The sequence below is a fragment of the Pseudomonas sp. S1(2024) genome, from assembly GCF_046557535.1.
This window is the reverse complement of record NZ_JBKGFP010000053.1, coordinates 1-24,826: the sequence shown is the minus strand read 5'-3', so window position 1 is coordinate 24,826 and position 24,826 is coordinate 1. Positions and strand designations below refer to the sequence as shown.

Here is a 24,826-nt window from a genome sequence, read left to right as displayed (position 1 = left end):
CGACCTCCGCCCGCTATGTCATACCCGCAGCAAGTGGCAACTCTTCATCTCCTACGCCCCCCTGAGCGAGCTCTGCATATTTATCTCCATTTGCAGCCAACAGGTCGTAAATCGCTGACAGCCCCTTACCCTCTAGAGCGACACTCGCCTCTTCAATATCTGCAACCTCGAGCCTGATCATTTACCTTCTCCTTGTTTTACACTTCGCTTTAGAAATTCCTCAACTCTATTTACCATACTCCTCCACTCCCCTAGCTTACCCCGCAGAAACTTAACACTCACAAGAGCATCCCCACCAGAAAGCACAAACTTCAAATCGCAGTAAGAATTATCTTCATCATACGCCCTTACACAATAAACTATGTATTGCATGCGCCCATCCTTTTCCAGCCAGAAAAAGTCCTGCTTATCTCCAGGAAAAACTCTACTGACACCCTCTACATATGTCATTCCAATGTTTGGTTCGTAACCTGCCTGTTCAAACGCCGTTATCGGGGTTGCCCGAAGATAACTTTTGAGTCTCTTTTCTAACCCGGTCGCCCCATGAACCCAGGGCTCGACGGCAACGGTCACGCCACCAAAACTGAAAGATGTTGCCTCACCGTAAGGGACAGGCTGCATCTCCGGCCAACTCATTGCCATATAGAGCGAGACCAAATTTGCACCACAGCCTTTTTTGTTGTTTACGAAACCCGGCTCCCAGGAACTTTCACCTTCATATTCCGGCCAATAGATTACATATCTCCTAGGAAGCTCATAAACAACACCTGAGATCTTTCCACATACCATTGGACTAGAGGCAGTGAATTTCTTGGGTGCCCAAGTCGAGGTAGTAGCAACGGCAACCAACAGCCAGACGATACTTAGAAATAACAATAGCTTGCTGAGGCGCCACAACACACGACCAAAAAAATTGCCAATCGCACTCAGCCTCCCGAGCAGCACCTTCAAAAAAAACAAAAAATATTTGAACGTAACCATTACCCCCCTAGAGCCAGCCTACCTATATCAGGCACTAGGCCAACTGAGCTTCAGACAAATCATAAGCGACTTCGAAATTTCTTTCGCACAGCACGGATATCCTGCCCCTAGCTCCGAAAGTATCTGAACCCATGAGTCCAACACCATGAAAACCTGCTATAGCAGCCAAAATTACTGCGCAGGGTACATCGCCGACAGGCCTTCATTTTTCAGCAAGACCCTCGCAAGTTCTATATCAGAATGGCTTAGCCTCGTCACACCTCCCTATTTTTCATTAGACTTCAAGAAATTCTTGGATTGCAAAGCTATTTCATTCCATTTATCTAGCTTATCCCACCCACATTCGATCTTCACAATACTTTGCCTGTCATCATATGGTGCAATTGGCCTTGGTTTTCCACTGAGCATGACATATCCGAAAGCCAGCCCCGCACAACCAGCAGGAACACATAAAGCGACTGCCGCACTAACTCTAAGTGCATTCCATACAATCTCGTATAGCATTATCCAGCCGCCTTTTTTTTGCGCTCGCTCCGAACTCATTTTTATCGCTCCACTAGACTTTCATTCATATGCCGCTGCAGCGGGCTCAGGAAATAACTTATAACTTTCCGCCTATCTACAATTACTTCCGCACGCACAGACATTCCCGCTGTCAACGGCATATCCTTTTCCCCTATGCGCAACGTTTCCTTACCCAATTGGACCCGAGCGCTATAGACCAAGCCCCGCCGCTCGTCCTCAATGGCGTCATGTGAAATGCTCTGAACTACACCAGGCACAACCCCGTACTTGGTAAACGTGAACGTCTCGACTTTCACTTCCACCGGCTGCCCCGGATACACAAAGCCGATATCCTTGTTCTCGACTTTCACTTCCACTTCCACCGGCTGGCCCGTTGGCACAATGACCATCAATGTCTGCGCGGGTGTAACCACACCACCTTGGGTATGGATGGCCAATTGCTGGACGGTACCGTCAACGGGTGATGTCAGAACCTTGAGGCGATGGCGCTGCTCGGCCTTGTTCAATTCCTGTTCAAGGGTTGCAATGCGCCGCTGCGCATCACCGTGAAGATCGAGCATGGCTCTGCGCAGCTGGGCAATGGCACCGCTTCGACGGTGCTGAGCGGCAAGCCGTGCAGCGTTCAGTTCGTCGATGCGTGAGCGCTGGAGTGCCAGTTCGCGCTCTTGCTCCAGGCGGGCCTGTTCCTTTTCCAGGTAGGTGTGCTTGGCCACGGCCGATTCACTGAACAAAAGCTTGTAATCCGCCGTCAGTTGGCGGGTGATAACCAGCAGTTGCCGGAGCGCGTCAGCCCGGCCCTGGGCAGAACGGATTTCGGCAGCGCGTTGACCGATTTCGGCATCAGCCTGCTCCAACGTGGCCTGAAGCTCGAGGTACTGCCCTTCCAGCCAGCGTTGCGCGTTTGCCTGCTGCGCGGCCGTGGCCTGCGGTATCAGTGGTGCCAGGGAAGCAGGCGCGTCATCGCCGTCCAGCGCACTCAGCAGTGTGCTGGCTCGTGCCTGGTCGATCCGCGCCGCCAGCAGTTCGCTGCCCAAGCGCTTTACATCGGCCTCGGTCAACTGCCCTTCCAGCTCGACCAACGCATCGCCTTTGCGCACTGCCTGGCCATCGACGACATGGATCGCCTGCACCACCGCGACCTCGCTGGCCTGGATCAGCTTGCTCCTGCCGCTGGGTACGATCTTGCCCTCGGCACTGGCAACGACGTCGATCTCACCGATGCAAGCCCAGACAAGCGCCAGCCCGATGAACGTCAGCAGGCTCCACTGCAGGTAGCGCGGCAAGGGATGTACTGGTGTTTCCTGCAGGGACAGTGCCGCAGGCAAAAAGGCCAGCTCATCCGGCTCACGGATGGGGCCATCCATGCGTCGGCGCTGTCTCCAGGCCCCTCGCCACGCTTCTCGATAGCGCTCGAAAAGCTCCTTGAAGGCCGTGCTCATACGGCAGCCCCAAGTTGCAGCCGATACAGATAGGCGTAGGTGCCTTGTGGCTTGCCCACCAACTCGTCATGAGGCCCTTGCTCGATGATCTGCCCGCGCTCCATGACCACGATACGGTCGGCGTGACGTACAGCCGAAAGCCGGTGGGCAATTATGATCACCGTGCGCTGCGCGCAGATCCGCGCCATGTTCTGCTGGATGATCCGTTCGGACTCATAGTCCAGCGCGCTGGTGGCCTCGTCGAAAATCAGGATGCGTGGGTTGCCGAACAGCGCCCGGGCGATGGCAATGCGCTGTCGCTGGCCACCTGACAGGCTGGCACCGTGCTCGCCGACCAAGGTTTCATAGCCATCCGGCAATTCGAGGATGAACTCGTGGGCCCCCGCCAGCGTCGCTGCGGCGATGACCTCTTCAAGCGGTGCCGCCGGGTTGCCAAGGGCGATGTTCTCCCGCACGGTGCGCCGAAATAGCACGTTCTCCTGCAGCACCACACCGATATGCCGACGCAGTGAAGCCACATCGGCTACCGCCAAGTCAGCACCGTCGAGCAATACCCGCCCCCGCTCGGGTGAGTACAACCTCTGGATCAGGCGTGTCAGCGTGCTCTTGCCTGACCCCGAGCGACCTACAATGCCAACCACTTCTCCGGCAGCAATCTTCAGGCTGACATCGCGCACGACTTCCCCCCCGTCCGGCCGGTAGCGAAAACACACACGATCGAGCTCGATCTGCCCGGCTAGTGCTGGCAGCACCGTACCCTTGCCCTGGTTGACCTCGGTACGGGTGTTGAGAATGTCGCCCAGGCGTTGAATCGATACGCCTGTCTGCTGGAAGCTGGTCCAGAGTTGAGCCAGCCGGATAATGGGTTGCGAGACGCGCCCTGCCAGCATGTTGAAGGCGATCAGTTCGCCCACCGTGAGTTCGCCGTCGATGACCAGGCGAGCCCCCAGCCACAACGTGGCGACCGTGACCAGCTTGCCGATCAGGCCTACGCTCTCATTCGCGAGGTTGGAAAGGCTCTGGGTCTTGAAGCTGGCCGATACATAAGCTGCCAACTGATTGTTCCAGCGCCGGGTAATCTGCGGTTCCACGGCCATCGACTTCAGCGTATCGATGCCGTTCACCGCCTCCACCAGAAATGCTTGATTCTCGGCGCCGCGCTGGAAACTCTGATCGATCCGCGCCCGCAGCAGTGGGGTAACGACCAGGGATACGAGAAAATATAAAGGCAATGAGCCGACGACCACCAACGTCAACCAGCCGCTATAAAGGAACATGACAGCGATGAAGACCACCGTGAACACTACATCCAGCAACAGCGTGATACTGTTGTTGGTCAGGAAACTTCTGATGTTCTCCAGTTCGCGTACTCGGGCAACCGAGTCACCGACTCGCCTGGCCTGAAAGTAGGCGGCGGGAAGATCGACCAAGTGCCTGAACAGTCTTGCACCTAGTTCGACATCAATCCTTGACGCTGTATGAGCTGCCACATAAGTACGCAAACCACTCAGCAATGTTTCAAATAGAACCACGACCAACAAGCCCAGGGCGATAACATCCAGTGTGGTCAACCCACGATGCACCAGTACTTTGTCCATTACCACTTGGAAGAACAGAGGTGTCAGCAACGCCAATATCTGAATGACCAAGGAGACAACAAGCACTTCGCCAAATAGCCGCCTGTACTTCACCACGGCTGGAATGAACCAGGTCAGATCGAAACGCGACAGCCCATGCGGCAACTGGGCATCGGAGCGAACCAGAATGAGTTCTCCCGACCAGCGCATGGCAAGTTCTGCCAAGGTCAGTGCTTGTGGTGCACGGGAATCTGGGTCTTGCACCAGAACCTGCTCACCTTCCGCGCGAGCGATGATGAAATACTCACCACGCGTATCCACGGCTATGGCAGGCAATGGCGCATGCTTAAGCCGATTCGGATCGATGCTGCGATGCTTGGCCTTGAGACCTAGTTGCTGAAATGCCCGGAGTATTGCGCCAGTCGAGAATCGCTCACCCGCTGGTGCATGGTCGTGCTGCAACTGCTCGGCAGAGACAGCTATATCATGATAACGCGCCAGCGTGATCAGACAGACCAGCCCACTTTCAATAGCGCTGGTATTACACCCATAAGTCAAATCAGGCACCACGCCACCTCATATAAAAACTGAATATGAGGTGATACTAGCCTGAAGCAATAGGACAAGCGTCCTACAAGGCTCCGACAGATGCGTGGGACACTTCTGACTTTAAAGCAATATTCGTAGGAAATTTCCTATTGACGAAAAATTCAATGTAGGAAGTTATACCTAGCGTCGTAGGAAAGAATGACTAAAATTAATCATATCCACTCTAGAATGGGCATTTGAGTGGATATGTCGGAAATCAACGGATCAAGGCACCCAGCCCATCGAGCAACCGCTGCAAAGCCCCTTGATTGGCCCGCATTACCGCCCTGCCCGCCTCGCCCATGCGCTGTGCATCCTGCGGCAACTCGACCAGCCGCCGCACTGCTTCGGCCAGCCCGTCGGCATCATCCACCTGCTGCAACGCCCCCGCCTCGCGCAGCATCGCGCTGATTTCAAGGAAGTTGAACACATGCGGCCCCATCAGTACCGGCAAGGCCAGCGCCGCGGGCTCCAGCGGGTTGTGCCCGCCGGTCGCCACCAGGCTGCCACCGACGAAGGCAATGTCGGCCAGGGCATAGAGGAACAGCAGTTCGCCCATGGTATCGCCGAGCAATACGCGAGTCTGCGCATCGACCGGCGTGCCGGCAGAGCGGCGCGCGGTGGTGAACTGTTCGCTGCACAGCGCATGCACCGCTGCGAAGCGCTCCGGGTGGCGCGGCACCAGGATCAGCAAGGCATCACCATGCACCTGCAGCAACTGCCGGTGCGCCTGCAGGATCAGCGCATCCTCGCCTTCATGTGTACTGGCCGCGATCCACACCGGGCGCTGTGCAGCCCCCCACTGTTCACGCAATGCCTTGGCACGCGGCAACAGTTGCTCATCGATCTTCAGGTCGAACTTGATCGAACCGGTGACCTGCACGCACTCCGGACGCGCACCCAGGTCACGGAAGCGCTGGGCCTCGGTTTCGGTCTGCACGGCAATCAGGCTCATCTCGGCCAGCATCGGCCGGGTCAGCCCGGCAAAGCGCCCATAGCCACGGGCCGAGCGCTCAGACAAGCGTGCGTTGGCCAGCGCTACCGGAATGCCGCGCTTCGCACACTGGTGGATGTGGTTGGGCCACAGCTCGGTTTCCATGATGATGCCCAGCTTCGGCCGCACATGGTCGAGAAAGCGCCCTGCCGCCCAAGGCAGGTCGTAGGGCAGGTAGCAATGCTGCACGCGAGGTTCGTCGGCGAACATGGCGCGAATGCGCTCTGAACCGGTCGGGGTCATGCAGGTAAGCGTGATTGGCATTTCCGGGTAGGCCTTGAGCAAGGCGCGCACCATCGGTGCCGCCGCAATGCTCTCGCCCACCGATACCGCGTGCACCCAGATGCCGCCCCGGCGCATGGGCGGCAGCCTGAAAGCAAAGCGCTCGCCAATGCGTTGACCATAGGCCGGCGCCTTGCGCGCGCGCAGATAAAGGCGCAGCGCAACCAGCGGCAGGCCCAGGTGAAACAACAAGGTATAGAGAGTTCTGTTCATGGCCGCGGAGTTTACCCGATCGCGCGCAGGTGCACCGCAAAGCGCTCGGCCAGCCACTGCGCAGCAGGCCCCAGCGGCTCGTCGCGGCGCCAGGCCAGTTCCACCACCAAGGCCGGTGGCCGCCACTCGCTGTCCAGTTCGACCATGTGCGCCTGATAGGTCGGGTACTGCACCACGTGCCGCGGCAGCCAGGCCCAGCCCAGGCCACGCATCAGCAGTTCGGCCATGGCGTAGAAGCTGTCGGCGCGCCATACCTGCGGGCTGATCGCTTCGCCGCCGGGGTAGCCGCTTTGCTGCGGGGCAATCAGCAATTGTCGGTGGCGCGCCAGTTGCTGCCGGGTAACCCGGCCTTCGCCGGCGAGCGGGTGACCGACCGCGCATACCGTGACCATTTCGACGCTACCCAAGGCGCGCCGCTCCAGCGAAGCCGGGATGCTCTCGTGGTGGAAGAACAGTCCAAGATCGGCGCGCCGCTCCACCAGCTTGCGCGCCACATCGCCCTGGGCACCGCTGGCCAGCTGCACCTCCAGGAACGGGTAGCGGCTGGCCAGTTCGTCGAGGCTGTCAATGACCGGCTGATAGGGCATGGCTTCGTCCTGGGCGACCCGCAACAAGGCCTCCTGCCCGCGCATCAGCGCCAACGCACGGCCATCCAGACGCTCGCACTGGCGCAACAGTTCGCGGGCATCTTCCAACAGGGCGCTGCCGTTCTCGGTCAGCTTGGGTTGCCGGCCACTGCTGCGCTCGAACAAGGTTACCCCCAGGTCGGTTTCGAGCAGGGCGATCGCGCTGCTGATTGCCGACTGGGCCTTGCGCTGCTCGCGGGCCACGGCAGAGAACGAGCGCAGTTCTGCAACGCGCAGGAAAGTACGCAACTGTTCAAGGTTCCAGTGCTCGGCCATCGACCTATCTCGCATAGTGATAGGTAATGACTTTACCCCATTCGGGGTGGGACTAGAATCTGCGGCCAGCTAACGGAGGATCTCGCCATGAATGCCTACACCTACCTCGCCATCGCCATCTGCGCCGAAGTCATCGCCACCGCTTCCATGAAAGCGGTGAAAGGCTTGAGTACGCCCTTGCCGTTGCTGCTGATGGTGGTTGGTTACGGCATTGCTTTCTGGATGCTGACCCTGGTGGTGCGCAGCATTCCGGTGGGGATCGCCTATGCCATCTGGTCGGGGCTGGGGATTGTGCTGATCAGTGTGGCAGCGCTGGTGATCTATGGGCAGAAGCTGGATGTGCCAGCGATGCTGGGGATGGCCATGATTGTGGGTGGGGTGGTGGTGATTCAGCTGTTTTCGAAGACGGCTGGGCATTGAGGCAGCCTGTACGGGCCTTATCGCCGGCAAGCCAGCTCCCACAGAGTTGATACAGGCCGCAGGGTCAACGCCATCCCTGTGGGAGCTGGCTTGCCGGCGATAGGGCCATCACAGGTATACCCTGTATACTTGCCAGCTGTCCCAGTCTTCGAGGTACCGCCATGCCATCCGCCATTTCCACTGACGTACTGATCGTCGGCGCAGGGGTCGCAGGCCTCTGGCTCAATGCCCGCCTGCGCCGGCTGGGCTACTCGACAGTACTGGTGGAACGCGCCAGCCTTGGCGGCGAGCAGACCATCAAGTCTCAGGGCATCATCCATGGCGGCACCAAGTACGCCCTGCATGGCGCCCTCACCGGCGCTTCGGAAGCCATCGCCGACATGCCGCGACGCTGGCGCGAAGCGCTGAGCGGCAGCGGCGAGCTGGACCTGACCCGCACTCGCCTGCTGTCCGACGCCCATTACCTGTGGTCGCCTGGCACCCTGGCCGGCAATCTCACCAGTTTCTTCGCCAGCAAGGCCGTGCGCGGCCGGGTCGACCAGGTGAAGGGCGAGCAACTACCGCCCGCGCTGCAGGACCGCGCCTTCAAGGGCAAGGTCTATCGCCTGGCCGAGCTGGTCATCGACGTGCCCAGCCTGCTGGCCAACCTGGCTGAGCTGGCAGGCGACAGCCTGCTGGCCGGTGAGCACATCGAGCCGCTGCGCGAGGGCGAAGACCTGGTTGGCCTGCGCGTCGACGAGCGCGACATCCGCGCACAGCGTATCGTGCTCAGCGCCGGCGCCGGCACCGAGCAGCTGCTGCATGCCCTGGGCCTGAACCAGCCAGCCATGCAGACACGCCCGCTGCATATGGTGATGGCCAAGGGTACCAACCTTAAACCGCTTTATGCCCATTGCCTGGGCGGCGGGCCGAAGCCACGGGTGACGGTGACCACCCACCCGGCCGCCGATGGCCAGTGGGTCTGGTACCTGGGTGGCGACCTGGCCGAAGCCGACGGCGTTGCCCGCGAGCCGGCTGCGCAAATCGCCGCGGCACAGAAAGAAATCGCCAGCCTGCTGCCATGGGTCGACCAGAGCCAAGTGCGCTGGGCCACCCTGCGGGTCGACCGAGCGGAACCGGCGCAATCGGGCCTGGTACGCCCGGACAACGCCTTCCTCGCCGACCAGCAACGCCTGCTGGTGGGCTGGCCGACCAAGCTGGCCCTGGCACCGGACTTCAGCGACCGGGTCATCAGCCACCTGGAGCGCGACGGTATCCGCCCACAGGCGCAGGCCGACCTGGCTGACCTGCCACGCCCACCGCTGGGCGTACCGGCCTGGGAGCAACTGCTGCCATGAGCCTGCCGACCCTGCACGACTTCCATCGCCCCTTGGGCAGCACCGGTTTAAAGGTTTCGCCGCTGGGCCTGGGCACGGTCAAGCTGGGCCGCGATCAGGGCGTCAAGTACCCTACCGGTTTCACCATCCCCGGCGACGACGAAGCCCGCCTGCTGCTGGCCCAGGCCCACGAGCTGGGTATCAACCTGATCGACACCGCCCCAGCCTACGGCCGCAGCGAAGAACGCCTGGGCCCGCTACTGCGCGGCCAGCGCGATGAATGGGTGATCGTCAGCAAGGTTGGCGAAGAGTTCGACAACGGCCAATCGCACTTCGATTTCAGCGCCGCCCATACCCGCCGCTCGGTGGAGCGAAGCCTGCGCCGCCTGGAAACCGACCGCATCGAATTGGTGCTGGTGCATTCGGACGGCAACGACCTGGCGATCCTCGAACAGCAGGAGGTTTACCAGACCCTTGCCGAGCTCAAGCAGGAGGGCAAGATCCTCGGCTTCGGCCTGTCTGGCAAGACCGTCGCCGGCGGCCTGAAGGCACTGGAGCAAGGCGACTGCGCCATGGTCACCTACAACCTCAACGAACAGGCAGAACGCCCGGTGCTGGACTACGCTGCCGAACACGGCAAGGCCATCCTGGTGAAGAAGGCACTGGCCAGTGGGCATATCTGCCTTGCCCCGGGCGTTGACCCGGTACAAGCCAGTTTCGAGCTGCTGTTCGCCCACCCGGGCGTGAGCAGTGCTATCGTCGGCACCATCAATCCGTTGCACCTGGCCCACAACGTGGCCACCGTCGCCCGTATTCTGGGCCAGCATTGAGTTGCCCCAGGCCCATGGGCCTGGACTGACCCGACGCAAGGAGGAGCCTCGTGGCGCGAACGCTGATCCGCAAGAACCCGAGCAACTTCAAGACACTACCGCTACATGTCGAGGCCACGCCCGAAGGTCTGATCTACCAGAGCATCGGGATGCCGCTGAATTTTGCCCAGATCCAACAACGACGCAAGGCTATCCAGCTGCCCGACGTGCAGCGCTTCGTGATCGAACTGGCCAACCTTGGCGTGTCGGTACGGCTGACCCTGCATTGGCAGAACCGCGATTACTGGGTGCTGGTACGTCAGCGCCGGCAAGACCGTGGCGATGTGGTGCTGAAACTGATTTCCGGCTATGTGCCGGCGCAGGAGCTGAACCTGCCATTGCACACGGCCGTGCAGGAAGTGGCCGAGGAATGCTTGCTGGAAACCCCGGAAGGCTGGCTGGGCGGGCGCTTCAATGACACCTGGCTGCCGATTCCCTACGCTGCTGCCCTGCATTACCGCGAAACGCCGCACTTCGTGCTGGCCCCGGAGTCCGGTGCCGCGCGCCCGGTGCACTGCGGCAAGCTGATGCTGCTGGAGCGGCCACGCGCGTATGTGCACTTGCCCACCGCCTCGCTGCAACTGATCTACGATATGCGCCTGCAGGTACCACGGGACGCCAAGAAGCTCAGCCTGTTCCACGTTGATGAGCGGCTGGAGGGCGACCAACTGGTGGCGCGGCTAAATCGCAAACGACCAGACCTGTACCTGATGCCATTGAAGGACGGCCAGCCACTGGCTGAGCTGTATACCGTGAAGAAGGACGAACTGGTGCCGGCAAGCACGCGCGGGCTGTACCTGGCCGAAAGTTTTGCCCGGCAGGATGGCTGGGTGGTCACGGACGAGCGGGTGCGCTGGAAGGATTGGGTGAAGCAGCAGGGGTTGGTGGAGAACAAGCCGGTGCGGGCATCGCACCTGCAGCGGTTTGGCGACAAGGCGCTAGCGCTGCTGGAGCGGGCGCGTACTTCGCTGCATAAATGATGATTGGGGCCGCCAGGCGGCCCTTCGCGGGCATGCCCGCTCCCACAGGAGCGGTGTAATCCTCAAGCCTGCGCCGTACTTGTGGGAGCGGGCACGCCCGCGAAGGGCTGCACAGCAGCCCCAAAGCATCAGTTCTTGCGAATCTTCTCGACGATCGCCGTGGTCGAGCTGTTCTCGACCAGCCCCAGCACCTTCACGGTACCGCCATAGGCCTTGACGATATCGGCACCCACCACCTGGTCGATGCCATAGTCGCCACCCTTGACCAGCACGTCCGGCTTGACCTGGCTCAGCAGGTTCTCCGGCGTGCCCTCGGGGAAGCTGATGACCCAATCCACTGCCCCCAACCCGGCCAGTACGGCCATGCGCCGGTCGACGCTGTTGATCGGCCGGCCCGGCCCTTTCAGGCGGCTGACCGAGGCATCGTCATTGACCGCGACGATCAGGCGATCGCCTTGGGCCCGCGCCTGTTCCAGGTAAGTGACATGCCCGGCATGCAGGATGTCGAAGCAACCATTGGTGAAGACGATCTTCTCTTTGTGCGCCCGCGCGTCGTCGATGGCCAGCAGCAGTTGCTCCAGGCCCAGCACGCCGCGCTCGGAGCCTTCCTCACGCTGGATCGCCCGGCGCAGCTCGGGGGCGCTGATCGCAGCCGTACCCAGCTTTCCGACCACGATGCCCGCTGCCAGATTGGCCAGGGCCACCGCGTGGGGCAGGTCCTCGCCGGCAGCGATGGCCGCGGCGAGAGTGGAGATGACGGTATCACCGGCACCGGTCACATCGAACACTTCACGCGCCCGCGCCGGTAGGTGCAGGGCCGGCTGGCCGCTGCGCAGCAGGGTCATGCCGTGCTCGCCACGTGTCACCAGCAAGGCGCCCAGGTCCAGGTCCTGCAGCAGCTGCAAGCCCTTGGCTACCAGCTCGGCCTCATCGGCGCAACGGCCGACGATGGTCTCGAACTCGCTGAGGTTGGGAGTGATCAGGCTGGCGCCACGGTAGATGGAAAAATCCTTGCCCTTGGGGTCGGCCAGCACCGGAATGCCCTTGGCCCGCGCGGCCTGGATCAGGCTCTGGTGGTTTTTCAGTGCGCCCTTGCCGTAGTCGGACAGGACCAGCACCTTGACGCCCTCGAGCAGGCTGTCGACCTCCGCACCCAGCGACAGCGGGTCGGTAGCGAATGGCTCTTCGAAATCGATGCGCAGCAACTGCTGGTGACGGCTCATTACCCGCAGCTTGACGATGGTCGGCTGGTGCGCAATGCGCTGGAACACCGAGCGCACGCCTGCAGCTTGCAGGCTGTTGGCCAGGCTGTCGGCGGCCTCATCCTGGCCGGTGACGCCAATCAGCGAAGCCGGTGCACCCAGGGCGGCGATGTTCAAGGCAACGTTGGCCGCGCCGCCGGGGCGATCCTCGATCTGATCGACCTTGACCACCGGGACTGGCGCTTCAGGCGAGATACGTGAAGTACCGCCATGCCAGTAGCGGTCGAGCATGACATCGCCGACCACCAGTACCGGGGCTTGATCGAAACGCGGCATGGACAACTTCATGGGCAACCCATATGGAAATAATGAACAGGGACAGGATATTAGCACAGGGTAGACGACGGCTTTATGGCCAGATCACCCCAGGAAAATTCCCGTGACAATCGGGGCCGCGATGGCCCCGATCAGCGAGGGGTCAGGTGATATCGGCCTTGGCCGGCTCATCCAGGCCCATGGCATGCAGGCGGGCATAATGGCCATTGGCCGCAAGCAGCTCGGCATGGGTGCCGCGCTCGACCAGGCGCCCCTGGTCCATGACCAGGATCTGGTCAGCTTTCTCGATGGTCGACAGACGGTGGGCGATCACCAGCGTGGTACGGCCCTGCATCACATGGTCCAGGGCAGCCTGGATATGCCGCTCGGACTCGGTATCCAGCGCCGAGGTGGCTTCGTCGAGGATCAGCAGCGGCGCATTCTTCAGCAGTGCCCGGGCAATCGCCAGGCGCTGGCGCTGGCCGCCGGAGAGCAGTACGCCGTTCTCACCCACTTCGGTATCGAAGCCTTTCGGCAGCCGGTCGACGAACTCCTTGGCATAGGCATCGGCCGCAGCGGCTTCGATGTCGGCGCGCGGGGCGCCGGCCAGGTCGCCATAGGCGATGTTGTTGGCCACGGTATCGTTGAACAGGGTGACATGCTGGGTCACCTGCGAAACGTGGCGACGCAGGTTGCGCAGGCGATAGTTCTCGATCTCCACGCCATCGAGCAGGATCTGCCCCTGGTCGTGGTGATAGAAGCGCGGTATCAGCGCTGCAAGCGTAGACTTGCCACTGCCGGAGCGGCCGACCAGTGCAATCATCTGCCCTGGCTCGGCTACGAAGCTGATATCGCTCAGCACCTCACGCTCGGTACCCGGGTAGGTGAAGCTGAGGTTGCGCACTTCCAGGCGCCCTTCCACCCGCTCCTTCTCGACGGTACCGGTATCCACTTCAGGCTCTTCGTCCAGTTGCTCGAAGATGCTTTCGGCGCCGGCCAGGCCCTTCTGGATGGTCGAGCTGACTTCCGAAAGCTGACGTATCGGCTTGGGCAACAGGCCGGCGGCGGTGATGTAAGCCACCAGATCACCGGCAGTGGAATCACCGCGCAGGAACAGCACCAGGAACATCAGCGCGGCCATGGCGGTGTAGATCACCAGCTGCAGCATCGGCGTGTACAGCGAGCCGGTCTTGGTCATGTGCAACTGCTTGTCGGTATTGCTCTGGCTGGCCTTGCCGAAACGCTGCTCCTCGTAGGCCTCGCCGCCGAAGCTGCGCACCACGCGGTAGCCCTGGATGGTTTCCGAGGCGACATGGGTGACGTCGCCCATGGCTACCTGGATTTTTTTGCTCTGCTTGCGGAATTTCTTGCTGGCGACGCTGACCATCACCGCGATTACCGGCAGGATGGCGACCATAACGAGGGTCAGGTGCCAGTTCATCCACAGCAGGTAACCAAACAGGAACACCACGGTCAGGCCTTCGCGGATCACCACCTTGATCGCATCGGTCGCAGCACCAGTGACCATGGTCACGTTGAAGGTGATGCGCGAGATCAGGTGCCCGGAGTTGTGGTTGTCGAAGTAGCGGTTAGGCAGCACCAGCAGCTTGTTGAACAGTTCCACACGCAGGTCGTGCACCAGGCACAGGGAAACCTTGGCCAGGAAGTAGTTGCCGAGGAACGAGCCCAGACCCTGCCACGCGGCGATCAGGATAATCAGCAGCGGCACCGCCTGCAGCAGTTGCAGGTCGCGCAGGTAAGGAACGTTTGGGAACAACACCGCTTCGGGGTTGCTCAACCCATCTACGAAATACTTCAGGATCCCGGCCAGCATCGGCTGGGTCGAGGCAAAGATCACGAAACCGATGATGCTCAGCAGGAAAATGCCGACATAGGGTTTCACATAGCTCAGCAGCCGGAAGTAGATCTTCAGGCTGGAGGTGTGTTCCGCCGGTCGCGGTGTTTCGGCCATTATCAAGCTCGCTGTTCAGGTTGAACCGGAAATTTTACCACAGGCATCATTTTCGGCACTCCCCCATGGCAGCAACATGGCCAGGCCCACGGGCAGCCAGCTGATGAACCATTCGGCACGGGGCGTACCAGTGAGGCTGGCGGCATCGAACTGCATGGCCAGGGTGGAGTACACCCAGAAACCGAGCAGGATCTTGCCGAACAATGTGCCACGTGCGCGGACGATTTCGCCCAGGGTGTACAGCCACACCATGACCCACAGCAGCATGCCGGGCAGGCCCATCTCCACTGCGATGTGGGTGAACATGTTGTGGGTATGGTCGAAGTGCATGCCCACTGCATTCACGTCGTAGGCAGCGCCCAGGCCAAGGCCGGTCCAGGGATGTGCGGCAATCATGTCGGCCACGGCATGGAAGATTTCCGGCCGGTAGGACGAACCGCGCTGGGCGATAAGGTCGTAAACGAGATAGAAGGCCAGGCCGGTGGCAATGGCCGCCAGGACGGCAAAAACCCGGCTGTGGCGGTCACGGAACCACAACGGGGCCAGGATCACGGTGAGCACCAGGGCCAGGACTGCCCCACGGCTCTGGCTGAGCATGACAAACAACCCCAGGCACACCAGCGCTACCAGCCACAGCAACTGCAGGCCACGTTGCCGCGGCGGCTCGTAAAGCAGGAAAAGCACGGCTGAACCGATGACATAGGCGCCCAGAATCGGGTGCGATATCTCGCCAATGCCCTCCAGGCGGGCCAGCAAAGGCATGCCCAGCACGCCGTAGAAATGGACTATCGAGATCAGCGCGGCAACGGCCAGCAAAGCGCTGCCGGCCTGCAACAGCTGACGAACGCGGGCTTGGCCAAGCTGGCCCAGCAGCGGGAACGCCAGCAGGAATACCAGGATGTAGAGCAGGCGCTTGGCCTCGCGCCCCGGGTTTTCTGCGGCCGACCAGACCAGGCTGAGCCCACTCCATACCAGCAACAGCAACACACTTCCCCACAAGGCCGGCTGACGCCGCCAGGCCTGCATTATTACGTGCCTTGCGGACCACGCCATTGCCAGGGTCGGCAACCACAGGAACAGCACCAGCCCTTGCTGATAGACCTTGTTGCTCGGTGCCAGGGCAATCGCAGCCAGGAACCAGACCAGACCAAATCCCAACCAGGCTCGCGCCCAGCTTTTTTGATACAACATCCTTTCCCCCGATGAATCAAAGCACCATCCAATGGTGCTACAACATTATTTTCGGCATTATTGCCGGTCATTCTGTTCGCCCGACGACAAGGCTCTATTCATGCAATGCTCCCGGCTCCCCCAGGTCGACTTCGATCAGCTGACACAAGGCGCACAGGTGCTTGAGGCAGATAGCCATGGCGCCAAAGTCTACCTGCTCGCGGATGGTAATTTCCTCAAGGTTTTTCGTAGGAAGCGGCTGATTTCATCTGCACTGCTGCGCCCGTACTCGCAGCGCTTTGTCGACAACGCCGCGCGCCTTGCACAACTGGGCATCCCCACTCTGGAGGTGATCAGCCAGCATAAGCTCGAGCTACCGGGACGAACTGCCGTACTGTACCGCCCGCTGCCTGGGCGTACCTTGCTGCAGATGTCGCGCGATGAGGGTTTCAGCTGGGATACCTATCTGCCACGCCTGATCGAACTGATCCGCCAGCTGCACCGCAGCGGCGTGTATTTCCGCTCGTTGCACCTGGGTAATGTGGTGGTCACACCCGACCAGCAGTTGGGCCTGATCGACGTGGCCGACATGCGCTTCCTGCGCCCACCACTGTCGGCGCGCATGATTCGGCGCAATGTGCAGCATATGGTGCGCTATATCGAGCGGGAGAACCTGGGCGACCGCTTCCCCCTTGCCGCCTTCGAGGCAGCTTTGCTCGAGCGCTGAGCGTCAGCTGCGCAAAAGGCTCTGCGAGCCGTTGCAGAACGCCTGCCAGGCCTGCTCCGGGGCCAGCGCCTGGCGCTGCCGGGCTGCTACCGCCGGGGCACCTATAACCGAGCAACGCTCGATCGCCTCGGCCCAGGCATTTTCATCGGCAACGGGCAGGTAGCCACCGGTGTCCTGCAACTGCTCGCGGAACACCTGCAGGTCGCTGCATACCACCGGCACGTCGGCCATGACCGCCTCCTGCACCACCAGCCCAAGGCCTTCAGAACGCGAAGGCACCAATAGCCAGTCGAATGCCCGATACAGTCGCTGCAGGTCATCGCGGTGACCACTCAGGTGAACGCGCCCGGCCAGGCCCAGCGCGTCGATACGGGCTTGCAGCACCTCACGCAGAGGGCCTTCGCCGATGATTGCCAACTGCAGGTCCGACTGCCGCACACAGGCCTTGGCGAACGCCTCGATCAGCATCTCGAAACCTTTGCTTTCCACCAGTCGCCCGACCGCGCCCAGCATCACCCCTGTTACCTGTGGCAGCTGCAGGGCTTGCCTGGCCGCATCCCTGCTCAACAACGGTTCGGCGAAAGCCAGCGGGTCAAGGGCCATGCGCAAGGTCTGCACCGGCCTGCCCAGGTCGTGTTCGAGTGACGTGGCAAGTGTCTGTGAAACGGCGGCAATACTCAGCCGCTCGACCGGAAACATACGCAGCAGGCGAACATCACTGGCACTCAGACGCGTCTTGCCATGGAACAGCACCTTGGCACGTACTTGCGGAACTTGATGCATCAATGGCAACACCAACCGCGCCACACCGACACCGTCGATCAGCACGACTTCAGCCTGTGCCTCTTTCAGAGCCTTGCGCAAACGCATTCGCAACCATGGGCGCAACAGGCGCCAGAAGTGCCGCCCTTTCAGCGCCCGTGACGGCATATGCCACTCCCGGGTCGAACCAAGCCCACAGCAGAGTCCGCTACCCAGCAGCAGCCAATTACTGATCCGGGCATCGGCACCCGCATGTGACAGAATCTGCCGATGCACCTTGTGGATGGACATGTACGGCGATCCACCCGCCCACATCATATTGACGATGTTCATGGGCCCTCTCCCGCTCACGTAAGGTGGGACAGCGACTTCATTGAACAAAAATGGTGATTCCCATGCCAATCACGGCACCCGCCACCAGCGTCAATGCCAACTTTATCCGATCACGCTTACGACGTTTGGCCTTGCGTTCCACTTCGATGGGCAAGGTCACGTGATTACCAAATCCAGTGTGCAATACTGCATCACCCTCCAAGGTGACCGCTGTCAGATTTAACTCAGCATAGCGTCGGGAAAGTGCCTTCTCTCCAGCATAGGCGGCAAATGGCGCGCAACGCTGGTAATCGCTCAAACGGCGCAACCCGGGGTTGAGCGAAAATGCCTGCCACTCGGCCTTATCGGACAGCAGCGGGTAGCAAGGCACACCGGCGATCAACCGGCGATCCCCCAGGTGGATGTACGGGCTGTGGATGGCCAGGTCATGGGCATGGCTGCGCAGCCACACCTGCAACAGGTCGGGGCTGGCCTCCAGGATGGCCCGAGAGTCCTCGACGAAGCCCTGGCGATAGAAGTGCCAGTCGTCCTCGCAGTGAAAGATGTAGGGCGTCTTGACATGGCTGTAGGCCAGGTCGATAGACGGCAACTGCCCCAACTTGGGCCGGTTTACGAACACCTTGCAGTGCGGTTTCCAGTGCTCAGGCACAGCGGCATGCACGGCATCGTCACCGGAATCTTCGGTGATGAACACTTCGCGAATGGGCGCGGTATTGTAGCGATCGAAACTCTCAAGGGTGTCTTTGAGCAGATCGAACCGCCCACAACTGGTCACGACGAGCGTGACGTCACTCTCATTTGAAAAGCGCACCGGACTCCCTCCGCATTGCGACTATCGACTTTCAACGCCCGCTCCGTAGGCGCGAAAGTTCTAATGTTAGATGCCCAGCTTCAGGCGCAGCCGCTGCCATGCAGACAACGGCGGATGGGGCCTGAGCGCCGGGCGCATGTGGTCGACGATGCTACGTCCAACTGCCCCGAAACTGAAACGGGAAACCGCCAGGTGGCGGCCATTTTCTGCAATCTGCCGGGCCAGTTCAGGGTCCGCACGCAAACGGCGGAGCTTCTCCTGAAGGGTCGGGATGCTGTCATAGAACACTACGTTGTGCATGTCCTGCAGGCCCAGCGCGCGGTTCTCTTCCTCGCCTTGGTCATACGCCAGCAACACACAGCCGCAGGCCATGGCTTCGAAGTTCTTGATCATGTATTCGCCCATGCCAACGTCGGCACTGACGAAGAAGCGGATCCGGTTGAGTGTGTTGCAGTAATCTTCACCCGACTTGGTACGGGTCACCACCAGGTTCTCGACCCGACCCAACTCGTCCAGCAATGCCTTGCGGCCGCTGTAGGCCACGCTGTTGGTGCTGCCGACGAAGGCCAGCTCGATGTCGCGCTCACGCCCCTGGTCGGCCAGCAATTGCTCGTCGTAGCCCTTGGGCACGAACACGGCGTCGAAACCTTCCTGACGCAGGCGCTCGCTGACCATGTAGCCTGAGCTGATCACTCGCGCCCAGGGCAACTTGCGGTAATGGGCGCTGAACTTGCCTGTGTACTTGCACGGGATGTAGTTCTGGTAGGCATCGTGCTCGAGTATGACCAGGTTCGGCACGGTACGGATGAATGCCGCCTGACGGATTTCCTGCTTGAAACGCAGGAAGAAGACAATGCGGTCATAGCGCTCGACCTGCACTTCGCGCTTGAAATAGCGGCGCAGATTGCGCTGGTCTTCGCTGGTCAGCCAGCGCAGGTCGCACTCGCAGTTGGCCGCGACGCCATCGTACAGACGGTCGAGAATCGCCCGCTGTTCCTTCTGCACCAGAAATAGGACTTTCATTGGGTTCCTTGGGCGCTCTGCGCCATCGCGGTCAACCATGGGGCGCGGCTACAGCTCACGCCGCCAGAACAGTTCATGTCGGCGCACAGCCTTGCGAAAGAATTCGTTCTCGCCGTAAGGCGACAGGTGCCGCCCGGCCAACCAGCGCTGCAACAAGCGGCGCAGGCGGCGTTTGAACGGTGCTGGCGGCTGCAGGTCGTGCATCATGCCCAGGGCCATGGCCTTGTCGCGCTGGGTCGCAAGGTCCAGTACCAGGCTGCAAGGAGCCCAGGCCTGGACAGCGTCCAGCTGTGGCGGCAGGGCCACGCCATCACCACTGTCGCCCATCGGCCAGCGGTCGTTGTCATGCAGGTGGTTGGCGTAGCACAGCAGGGTTTGCGGCTGCCAGGCCAGGCCTTGCAAGGCTTCCAGCACCGCTGCCTGGGCACAGATGTGGTCGGGGTGCGGGTCGAGCTGCGGGTGCGGCATCACCAGCACCTCTGGCCTGGCCATTTCCAGCAAGGCCCGCAGGTCGGCGAGCAGGTTGCGCCAGGTCGGCGCGCCATCGCCATCGGCCGGCAGCGGGAACGGGTTGAATCGGCGGAATACGCGAATGTCGGCGAGGTCGGCCTCGCGAGAAGCGGCCGGCTGGTCTGGCGCAGCCTGCATGGCAGGTAGTTGCAGACAGAAGTAGCCCAGCTGCACGCAACGCGATTCCGCCACACCGGCCCAGCGTGGCACGGCGACACTATCCCAGGCCCTCAGGCGGCCCTTCAGGCGCGCGGCCTCGGCCTTTGCCAAGCCCATCTGCTGATAGTGCTCGGCCTCGATTTCACCAGCGGTCAGGGTCACTACCCAGGTTTCGTCGGCCTGGCTGTAAAGGCCGTAAGCGGCCAGCTCGGCATCATCGGCATGTGGCGCGATCACCATCACCCGGCGCCGTTGCAGCTCGACCGCCGGGGTTATCCACAAGCGCGGCTGGCCCGCCAGCCGGCAATGCCGGCCACGCACGCGCAACGCGCCAGCCTGTAGAGGTGCGGCGAGGCCGGTGAGGTTGAGGAAGCGCACGCCATCGACGCCGCGCTCGAAGGTTTGCCGGTCGGCCTGCTCGCCAGCCACCAGCTCGACCTGCGGGTCGAGGAAGCGCCCCAGCCAGCTGCTTTTTACCCGCAGCTCGAGGACCAGGGTTTCGTTGCCCTGCAGCACGCACTCAGCCTTGAGCAAGCCGCCGCTCAGGCTGGCAGGAGCCTCCCGGGTCTGCTCGCCGAAGTCGTAGGCGTAGTCCTCGCCTGGCGCGTAGAACAGGTGGTCGGAAAACCAGGCCTCGTGAGCCGCCCATAACAGCGGCAACAGCAGCAGTGGCAACCACCACCAGCTGAACGCACCTATGGCCACCAGCGCGATCAGGCCCGCCAACAGGCCCAGGCGCTTGTTGCGCCGGTGGCGCTTGAGCAACTGCTGCTTGCGACTCACGCCTGATACACCGGTACGGGGTTGCACCAGCGGTCCTTGTACTCGCGGTCGGCACGGCCGAACGAGAACCGCAGCGGCTTGTTGCGTGCACGGGCGTCTTCCCAGGCGGCCTGGGTATTGAGGAAGCTCAGCACGCTGCCGGGGCTGAAGGCCTTGGTTTCAGGGTCGACACCGCCATTGATGTACTCGACGCTGATCCATTCCGGCGCTTCGACACGGTATACCAGCTGGATGGCAATCGGCTTGCCGTCCAGCAGCAGCACCGAGCCGATCAGCAACTCACGCAGGCGTTCCAGCACTTCGGCCATGCGCTCGGCACCGGTCGCAGGGAAGCCCCAGCGGCGCTGGAACAGGTCGCAGTACATGCTGGCGATTTCCTGCGCGCTGAAGTCGCCGATCGGGCGCACCACACCGCCCGCCTCTTCCAGCAGGCGCAGTTCGCGGCGCTGGTTGTAGCGGAACTTCTTCGACAGGTCTTCATGGGCGCGGGCCATGGCCAGCTGTTCCTTCTGCGCCTTGAGGCCGCTGAAGCGGCCCAGGTTCAGTTCGGACAGGTAGCGCGCGGCATGGCGCAACGGTGCAGCGGCGTCGGCCGCCGCCGGCAGGATGATCTCGGCGTTGCCCAGATCGAATAGGGCCTTTTTGCCGGCACGCTTGAGCACGTCCTTGGACAGCGCAAGGTGGCGCCCCCAGGTAGGAATGGCGGCTTTCAGCTCGCCGGCCTGGTGCCAGCCCAGGTAACGCACAGGGATCTGCGCCAGGTCCGCCAGCTGCTCGACCACCTGGGGATGGGTGGCGACACTGCCACCAAACCGGGCCCATGCCTCGGCATAGGCCTTGGCGTCGATAACTTGCCAACCGCGTTCGCGGAAGGCCTGGATACGGTTGAGCATCAGGCCTGCCCCACCAACGCGCGGACTTGCGGCAGTTGCCAGAATGCTTCGCGCACCGCCTGGTCGGAAAAGCGTTCACGCAGGCGCTGCAGCATGTGCTCGGCACAGGCCTGGCGTTGCTGCCCATCGAGCACAGCCATGTGTTTCAGGCCCTGGGCCAATTGCCCCGCATCGCCCAGAGGGAACAGCACGCCAACACCCTCCACCACTTCGCGGGCACCACCACAGGCCGTGGCCAGTACCGGCACACCGGCGACCATGGCTTCGAGCAGGACCATGCCGAACGGCTCATGGTCGGAGCTCAGGGCGAATACGTCGAACGCCTGGAAGTAACGGCGCGCATCCGGCACCTGGCCAAGGAAGTCCACTTGCCCGGCAATGCCCAGCTCGGCGGCCAGTGCCTTGAGCCTGGCTTCCAGGCGGCCCTTGCCCATGATTGCCAAGCGGGCGCCAGCCGGCAGCCCCGGTAGCGCTTCGGCAAAGCCACGCAGCAGGGTGGCCTGGTCCTTGTCCGGGTGCAGGCGCCCGACGTTACCGACAATCCACGCCTGTGCGTCCAGCCCCAAGGCCTGACGGGCCTCGGCGCGTGGCACCAAGGCCGCTTGCAGGGCGTCGATGTCGATGCGGTTGTACAAGGTCTGGATACGCTCTGCCGGCCACTGCGGCAGACAGCGGCGCATGTCGTCACGCACTGCGTCCGACACGCCCAGCAAGCTCAGGCGTTTGCTGAACAGGTTGGCGAAGATGCGTCGCCCCTTGCGCTCGTAGTCACCGAAAGCATGGTGCACGCCGATCACCGGCAAGCCGGTGCCCAGCAACGCCACGTAGATCGGTTTGAAGCGATGGGCAATGCAAAAGGCAAAATTGCGCTCGGCCGCGATCCGCCGCAATGCACGGATGGCGCCGAGTTTCAGGCCGCGCACGGCCTTGGAGCTGAACTCCAGGAACAGCACCTCGTCCGAGGCGCAGCCTGCCGCTACCAGCGGGTCGGCGGCGCCGGTGAGGAACACCGTGGTGACCTGGTAGCCACGCCCCTGGAACAGGCTGGCGTATTGACGGGCGCAGTCCAGGAACGGCCCGTCATAGCCATGGCAGAACTGCAGGATGCGCGGTTCAGAGCGGCTGGTCATACGGGGCCGCGCCGTCCTTCACAACCAGGATGTCTTCCATGATCAGGTACTGCAGGTCCGAGCCGAAGAACATGTTCAGGGCGTCGGTCGGCGAGCAGATCATCGGTTCACCACGGCGGTTCAACGAGGTGTTCAGCGACACGCCGTTGCCGGTCAGTTCTTCCAGTGCCTTCATCATGTCGTAGTAGCGCGGGTTGTACTCGCGCTTGAGCACCTGGGCACGCGAAGTGCCGTCCTCGTGGACCACTTCCGGCACGCGGGTCTTCCACTCTTCAGCCACTTCGAAGGTGAAGGTCATGAACGGCGCCGGGTGGTCGACCTTGATCATTTGCGGGGCGACGGTGTCGAGCATCGACGGGCAGAAAGGTCTCCAGCGTTCGCGGAACTTGATCTGCTCGTTGATGCGGTCGGCTACGCCCGGCACGCTCGGGCAACCAATGATCGAACGGCCGCCCAGGGCACGAGGGCCGAACTCCATGCGGCCCTGGAACCAGGCCACCGGGTTGCCGTCGACCATGATTTTGGCGATGCGCTGCGGCATGTCGTCGAGCTTGCGCCACTTCGGTGCGTTCGGGTGACGGGCACAGGCAGCGATCACGTCTTCGTTGGAGTACGAAGGGCCGAGGTAGACGTGTTCCATCTTCTCGACCGGTACGCCACGGGCGTGGGAAACGTAGGCGGCAGCACCCACGGCGGTACCGGCGTCACCGGAAGCCGGCTGAACGAACAGCTCTTTCAGGTCTGGGCGGGCAATGATCTTCTGGTTGAGCTTGACGTTCAGCGCGCAACCGCCGGCAAAGGCCAGCTTGCCGGTTTCACGCAGCACGTCGCCCAGGTAGTGGTCGATCATCTGCAGGGCGATCTTTTCGAACAGCGCCTGCATGCTGGCCGCGTAATGGATGTACGGCTCGTCGGCGATGTCGCCTTCGCGCTTGGGGCCCAGCCACTCGATCAGCTTCGGCGAGAAGTAGAAGCCCTTGCCCTTCTCTTTATAGCGGCGCAGGCCAATGACGTTGGCGTATTCGGTGTTGATCACCAGTTCGCCGTTTTCGAAGCTGGCCAGACGCGAGAAGTCGTACTTGCTGGCGTCACCATACGGCGCCATGCCCATGACCTTGAACTCGCCATCGAGCATCTCGAAGCCGAGGAACTCGGTGATTGCGCCGTACAGGCCGCCCAGCGAGTCCGGGTCGAAGAATTCCTTGATCTTGTGGATCTTGCCGTTTTCGCCGTAGCCAAAGAAGGTGGTGGCGTATTCGCCCTTACCGTCGATGCCGAGGATTGCGGTTTTTTCCTTGAACCCCGAGCAGTGGTAGGCACTGGAGGCATGGGCCAGGTGGTGCTCAACCGGCTCGATCTTGACCTTTTTCGGGTCGAAGCCCAGTTGCTCCAGGCACCAGACGATCTTCTTGCGGTAGCGTTTGTAGCGACGGTTGCCCATCAGAATAGCGTCGAGGGCGCGATCCGGGGCGTACCAGTAGCGCTTGGCATAGTGCCAGCGCGCCTTGCCGAACAGGCTGATCGGGGCGAACGGGATGGCTACCACGTCGACGTCGGATGGCTTGATGCCAGCCTGTTCCAGGCAGAACTTCGCCGACTCGTAGGGCATGCGGTTCTTCGCATGCTTGTCACGCACGAAGCGCTCTTCTTCGGCGGCGGCAATCAGTTTGCCGTCAATGTACAAGGCCGCGGAAGGGTCATGGCTAAGGGCGCCGGACAGGCCAAGAATCGTCAATGCCAAGGGATTAGCCTCTTCATTCGGTAGAAATGCGCCAGCGGCCTCTTGGGCGGGTGGCGGCTAAAGGGCGGGATTATAACGCAAACATGTGCGCAACGCGGCAACCTGTACTGGCCTCATCGCCGGCAAGCCAGCTCCCACAGGTACACCGCCGACCTTGAGGCCCGCGCTGTATCTTTGGGGGGTGGTTTGTTGGCGGGTGGGGCTGTACA

The 24,826-nt window shown here is 61.7% G+C and carries 22 protein-coding genes; 5 read left to right on the top strand and 17 right to left on the bottom strand.

What is annotated here, in order from left to right; translation table 11 throughout:
- Positions 1 to 13: 13 nt before the first annotated feature.
- The 7 genes from ACLCGK_RS14480 to ACLCGK_RS14450 form a co-directional block, all read right to left on the bottom strand.
- Positions 14 to 181, bottom strand: coding sequence for a hypothetical protein (locus ACLCGK_RS14480; protein WP_232880758.1), 168 nt, complete (start codon positions 179 to 181; stop codon positions 14 to 16).
- Positions 178 to 981: a hypothetical protein gene (locus ACLCGK_RS14475; protein ID WP_410952241.1), complete on the bottom strand. Its 804-nt coding sequence runs from the start codon at positions 979 to 981 to the stop codon at positions 178 to 180. The genes ACLCGK_RS14480 and ACLCGK_RS14475 overlap by 4 nt, the downstream gene beginning before the upstream one ends.
- A 264-nt stretch (positions 982 to 1,245) precedes the next feature.
- Positions 1,246 to 1,524: a hypothetical protein gene (locus tag ACLCGK_RS14470; RefSeq protein WP_410952240.1), complete on the bottom strand. Its 279-nt coding sequence runs from the start codon at positions 1,522 to 1,524 to the stop codon at positions 1,246 to 1,248.
- A 2-nt stretch (positions 1,525 to 1,526) separates the two neighbouring features.
- Entirely contained in the window at positions 1,527 to 2,945 is a 1,419-nt protein-coding gene (locus ACLCGK_RS14465; protein ID WP_410952239.1) for an HlyD family type I secretion periplasmic adaptor subunit, read from the bottom strand.
- Positions 2,942 to 5,089, bottom strand: coding sequence for a type I secretion system permease/ATPase (locus ACLCGK_RS14460; protein ID WP_410952238.1), 2,148 nt, complete (start codon positions 5,087 to 5,089; stop codon positions 2,942 to 2,944). Before ACLCGK_RS14460 ends, ACLCGK_RS14465 begins: the two co-directional genes overlap by 4 nt.
- 238 nt (positions 5,090 to 5,327) lie before the next feature.
- Entirely contained in the window at positions 5,328 to 6,599 is a 1,272-nt protein-coding gene (gene waaA / locus ACLCGK_RS14455) for a lipid IV(A) 3-deoxy-D-manno-octulosonic acid transferase (protein ID WP_410952237.1), read from the bottom strand.
- An 11-nt stretch (positions 6,600 to 6,610) separates the two neighbouring features.
- The gene (locus tag ACLCGK_RS14450) at positions 6,611 to 7,501 is read right to left on the bottom strand and encodes a LysR family transcriptional regulator (protein ID WP_013974467.1); all 891 of its coding nucleotides are present in this window, start codon (positions 7,499 to 7,501) and stop codon (positions 6,611 to 6,613) included.
- Positions 7,502 to 7,588: 87 nt separating this feature from the next.
- On the opposite strand from ACLCGK_RS14450, the gene ACLCGK_RS14445 reads away from it, so the two are divergent.
- From ACLCGK_RS14445 to ACLCGK_RS14430, 4 genes are all read left to right on the top strand, one after another.
- Positions 7,589 to 7,921: a DMT family transporter gene (locus tag ACLCGK_RS14445; protein ID WP_008095055.1), complete on the top strand. Its 333-nt coding sequence runs from the start codon at positions 7,589 to 7,591 to the stop codon at positions 7,919 to 7,921.
- 161 nt (positions 7,922 to 8,082) lie between these two features.
- Positions 8,083 to 9,258, top strand: coding sequence for an NAD(P)/FAD-dependent oxidoreductase (locus tag ACLCGK_RS14440; protein ID WP_410952236.1), 1,176 nt, complete (start codon positions 8,083 to 8,085; stop codon positions 9,256 to 9,258).
- Complete coding sequence (locus tag ACLCGK_RS14435) at positions 9,255 to 10,067, top strand: aldo/keto reductase (RefSeq protein WP_410952235.1); 813 nt, start codon at positions 9,255 to 9,257, stop codon at positions 10,065 to 10,067. Before ACLCGK_RS14440 ends, ACLCGK_RS14435 begins: the two co-directional genes overlap by 4 nt.
- A gap of 50 nt (positions 10,068 to 10,117) precedes the next feature.
- On the top strand, positions 10,118 to 11,086 hold the full coding sequence (locus ACLCGK_RS14430; RefSeq protein WP_410952234.1) for a metal ABC transporter ATPase: 969 nt from the start codon (positions 10,118 to 10,120) through the stop codon (positions 11,084 to 11,086).
- Positions 11,087 to 11,214: 128 nt separating this feature from the next.
- Here ACLCGK_RS14430 and hldE read toward each other — a convergent pair whose 3' ends face one another.
- The 3 genes from hldE to ACLCGK_RS14415 form a co-directional block, all read right to left on the bottom strand.
- Positions 11,215 to 12,636 carry a bifunctional D-glycero-beta-D-manno-heptose-7-phosphate kinase/D-glycero-beta-D-manno-heptose 1-phosphate adenylyltransferase HldE gene (gene hldE, locus ACLCGK_RS14425; protein ID WP_013974472.1) on the bottom strand — a complete coding sequence of 474 codons (1,422 nt, stop codon included), beginning with the start codon at positions 12,634 to 12,636 and terminating at the stop codon, positions 11,215 to 11,217.
- A 130-nt stretch (positions 12,637 to 12,766) separates the two neighbouring features.
- Positions 12,767 to 14,575 carry a lipid A export permease/ATP-binding protein MsbA gene (gene msbA, locus ACLCGK_RS14420; protein ID WP_013974473.1) on the bottom strand — a complete coding sequence of 603 codons (1,809 nt, stop codon included), beginning with the start codon at positions 14,573 to 14,575 and terminating at the stop codon, positions 12,767 to 12,769.
- Positions 14,576 to 14,590: 15 nt separating this feature from the next.
- Entirely contained in the window at positions 14,591 to 15,766 is a 1,176-nt protein-coding gene (locus ACLCGK_RS14415; RefSeq protein ID WP_410952233.1) for an O-antigen ligase family protein, read from the bottom strand.
- A 100-nt stretch (positions 15,767 to 15,866) separates the two neighbouring features.
- Between ACLCGK_RS14415 and ACLCGK_RS14410 the strand changes: the two genes are divergently transcribed.
- Positions 15,867 to 16,472 (top strand): toluene tolerance protein, encoded by a 606-nt coding sequence (locus ACLCGK_RS14410; RefSeq protein WP_410952232.1) that lies wholly within the window; start codon positions 15,867 to 15,869, stop codon positions 16,470 to 16,472.
- 3 nt (positions 16,473 to 16,475) lie between these two features.
- Here ACLCGK_RS14410 and ACLCGK_RS14405 read toward each other — a convergent pair whose 3' ends face one another.
- The 7 genes from ACLCGK_RS14405 to ACLCGK_RS14375 form a co-directional block, all read right to left on the bottom strand.
- A complete protein-coding gene (locus ACLCGK_RS14405) occupies positions 16,476 to 17,567 on the bottom strand; it encodes a glycosyltransferase (RefSeq protein ID WP_013974476.1) in 1,092 nt (363 codons plus the stop codon).
- Positions 17,568 to 17,604: 37 nt separating this feature from the next.
- Positions 17,605 to 18,378, bottom strand: coding sequence for a glycosyltransferase family 2 protein (locus ACLCGK_RS14400; RefSeq protein WP_023663307.1), 774 nt, complete (start codon positions 18,376 to 18,378; stop codon positions 17,605 to 17,607).
- A gap of 66 nt (positions 18,379 to 18,444) precedes the next feature.
- The gene (locus ACLCGK_RS14395) at positions 18,445 to 19,401 is read right to left on the bottom strand and encodes a glycosyltransferase (RefSeq protein ID WP_015272035.1); all 957 of its coding nucleotides are present in this window, start codon (positions 19,399 to 19,401) and stop codon (positions 18,445 to 18,447) included.
- A gap of 48 nt (positions 19,402 to 19,449) precedes the next feature.
- A complete protein-coding gene (locus ACLCGK_RS14390; RefSeq protein ID WP_410952231.1) occupies positions 19,450 to 20,853 on the bottom strand; it encodes a PIG-L deacetylase family protein in 1,404 nt (467 codons plus the stop codon).
- Positions 20,850 to 21,746, bottom strand: a complete 897-nt coding sequence (locus ACLCGK_RS14385) for an antimicrobial resistance protein Mig-14 (protein WP_410952230.1) — start codon at positions 21,744 to 21,746, stop codon at positions 20,850 to 20,852. The genes ACLCGK_RS14390 and ACLCGK_RS14385 overlap by 4 nt, the downstream gene beginning before the upstream one ends.
- Entirely contained in the window at positions 21,746 to 22,876 is a 1,131-nt protein-coding gene (locus ACLCGK_RS14380; RefSeq protein ID WP_410952229.1) for a glycosyltransferase, read from the bottom strand. The genes ACLCGK_RS14385 and ACLCGK_RS14380 overlap by 1 nt, the downstream gene beginning before the upstream one ends.
- On the bottom strand, positions 22,860 to 24,617 hold the full coding sequence (locus ACLCGK_RS14375) for a carbamoyltransferase (RefSeq protein ID WP_247846638.1): 1,758 nt from the start codon (positions 24,615 to 24,617) through the stop codon (positions 22,860 to 22,862). The genes ACLCGK_RS14380 and ACLCGK_RS14375 overlap by 17 nt, the downstream gene beginning before the upstream one ends.
- Positions 24,618 to 24,826 lie beyond the last annotated feature (209 nt).

What these genes read in the sequence shown, in the direction of transcription:
- ACLCGK_RS14480 (WP_232880758.1), bottom strand. Translation starts at nt 181, where the DNA reads ATGATCAGGCTCGAGGTTGCAGATATTGAAGAGGCGAGTGTCGCTCTA.
- ACLCGK_RS14475 (WP_410952241.1), bottom strand. Translation starts at nt 981, where the DNA reads ATGGTTACGTTCAAATATTTTTTGTTTTTTTTGAAGGTGCTGCTCGGG.
- ACLCGK_RS14470 (WP_410952240.1), bottom strand. Translation starts at nt 1,524, where the DNA reads ATGAGTTCGGAGCGAGCGCAAAAAAAAGGCGGCTGGATAATGCTATAC.
- ACLCGK_RS14465 (WP_410952239.1), bottom strand. Translation starts at nt 2,945, where the DNA reads ATGAGCACGGCCTTCAAGGAGCTTTTCGAGCGCTATCGAGAAGCGTGG.
- waaA (WP_410952237.1), bottom strand. Translation starts at nt 6,599, where the DNA reads ATGAACAGAACTCTCTATACCTTGTTGTTTCACCTGGGCCTGCCGCTG.
- ACLCGK_RS14450 (WP_013974467.1), bottom strand. Translation starts at nt 7,501, where the DNA reads ATGGCCGAGCACTGGAACCTTGAACAGTTGCGTACTTTCCTGCGCGTT.
- ACLCGK_RS14445 (WP_008095055.1), top strand. Translation starts at nt 7,589, where the DNA reads ATGAATGCCTACACCTACCTCGCCATCGCCATCTGCGCCGAAGTCATC.
- ACLCGK_RS14440 (WP_410952236.1), top strand. Translation starts at nt 8,083, where the DNA reads ATGCCATCCGCCATTTCCACTGACGTACTGATCGTCGGCGCAGGGGTC.
- ACLCGK_RS14435 (WP_410952235.1), top strand. Translation starts at nt 9,255, where the DNA reads ATGAGCCTGCCGACCCTGCACGACTTCCATCGCCCCTTGGGCAGCACC.
- hldE (WP_013974472.1), bottom strand. Translation starts at nt 12,636, where the DNA reads ATGAAGTTGTCCATGCCGCGTTTCGATCAAGCCCCGGTACTGGTGGTC.
- msbA (WP_013974473.1), bottom strand. Translation starts at nt 14,575, where the DNA reads ATGGCCGAAACACCGCGACCGGCGGAACACACCTCCAGCCTGAAGATC.
- ACLCGK_RS14415 (WP_410952233.1), bottom strand. Translation starts at nt 15,766, where the DNA reads ATGTTGTATCAAAAAAGCTGGGCGCGAGCCTGGTTGGGATTTGGTCTG.
- ACLCGK_RS14410 (WP_410952232.1), top strand. Translation starts at nt 15,867, where the DNA reads ATGCAATGCTCCCGGCTCCCCCAGGTCGACTTCGATCAGCTGACACAA.
- ACLCGK_RS14405 (WP_013974476.1), bottom strand. Translation starts at nt 17,567, where the DNA reads ATGAACATCGTCAATATGATGTGGGCGGGTGGATCGCCGTACATGTCC.
- ACLCGK_RS14395 (WP_015272035.1), bottom strand. Translation starts at nt 19,401, where the DNA reads ATGAAAGTCCTATTTCTGGTGCAGAAGGAACAGCGGGCGATTCTCGAC.
- ACLCGK_RS14385 (WP_410952230.1), bottom strand. Translation starts at nt 21,746, where the DNA reads ATGCTCAACCGTATCCAGGCCTTCCGCGAACGCGGTTGGCAAGTTATC.
- ACLCGK_RS14380 (WP_410952229.1), bottom strand. Translation starts at nt 22,876, where the DNA reads ATGACCAGCCGCTCTGAACCGCGCATCCTGCAGTTCTGCCATGGCTAT.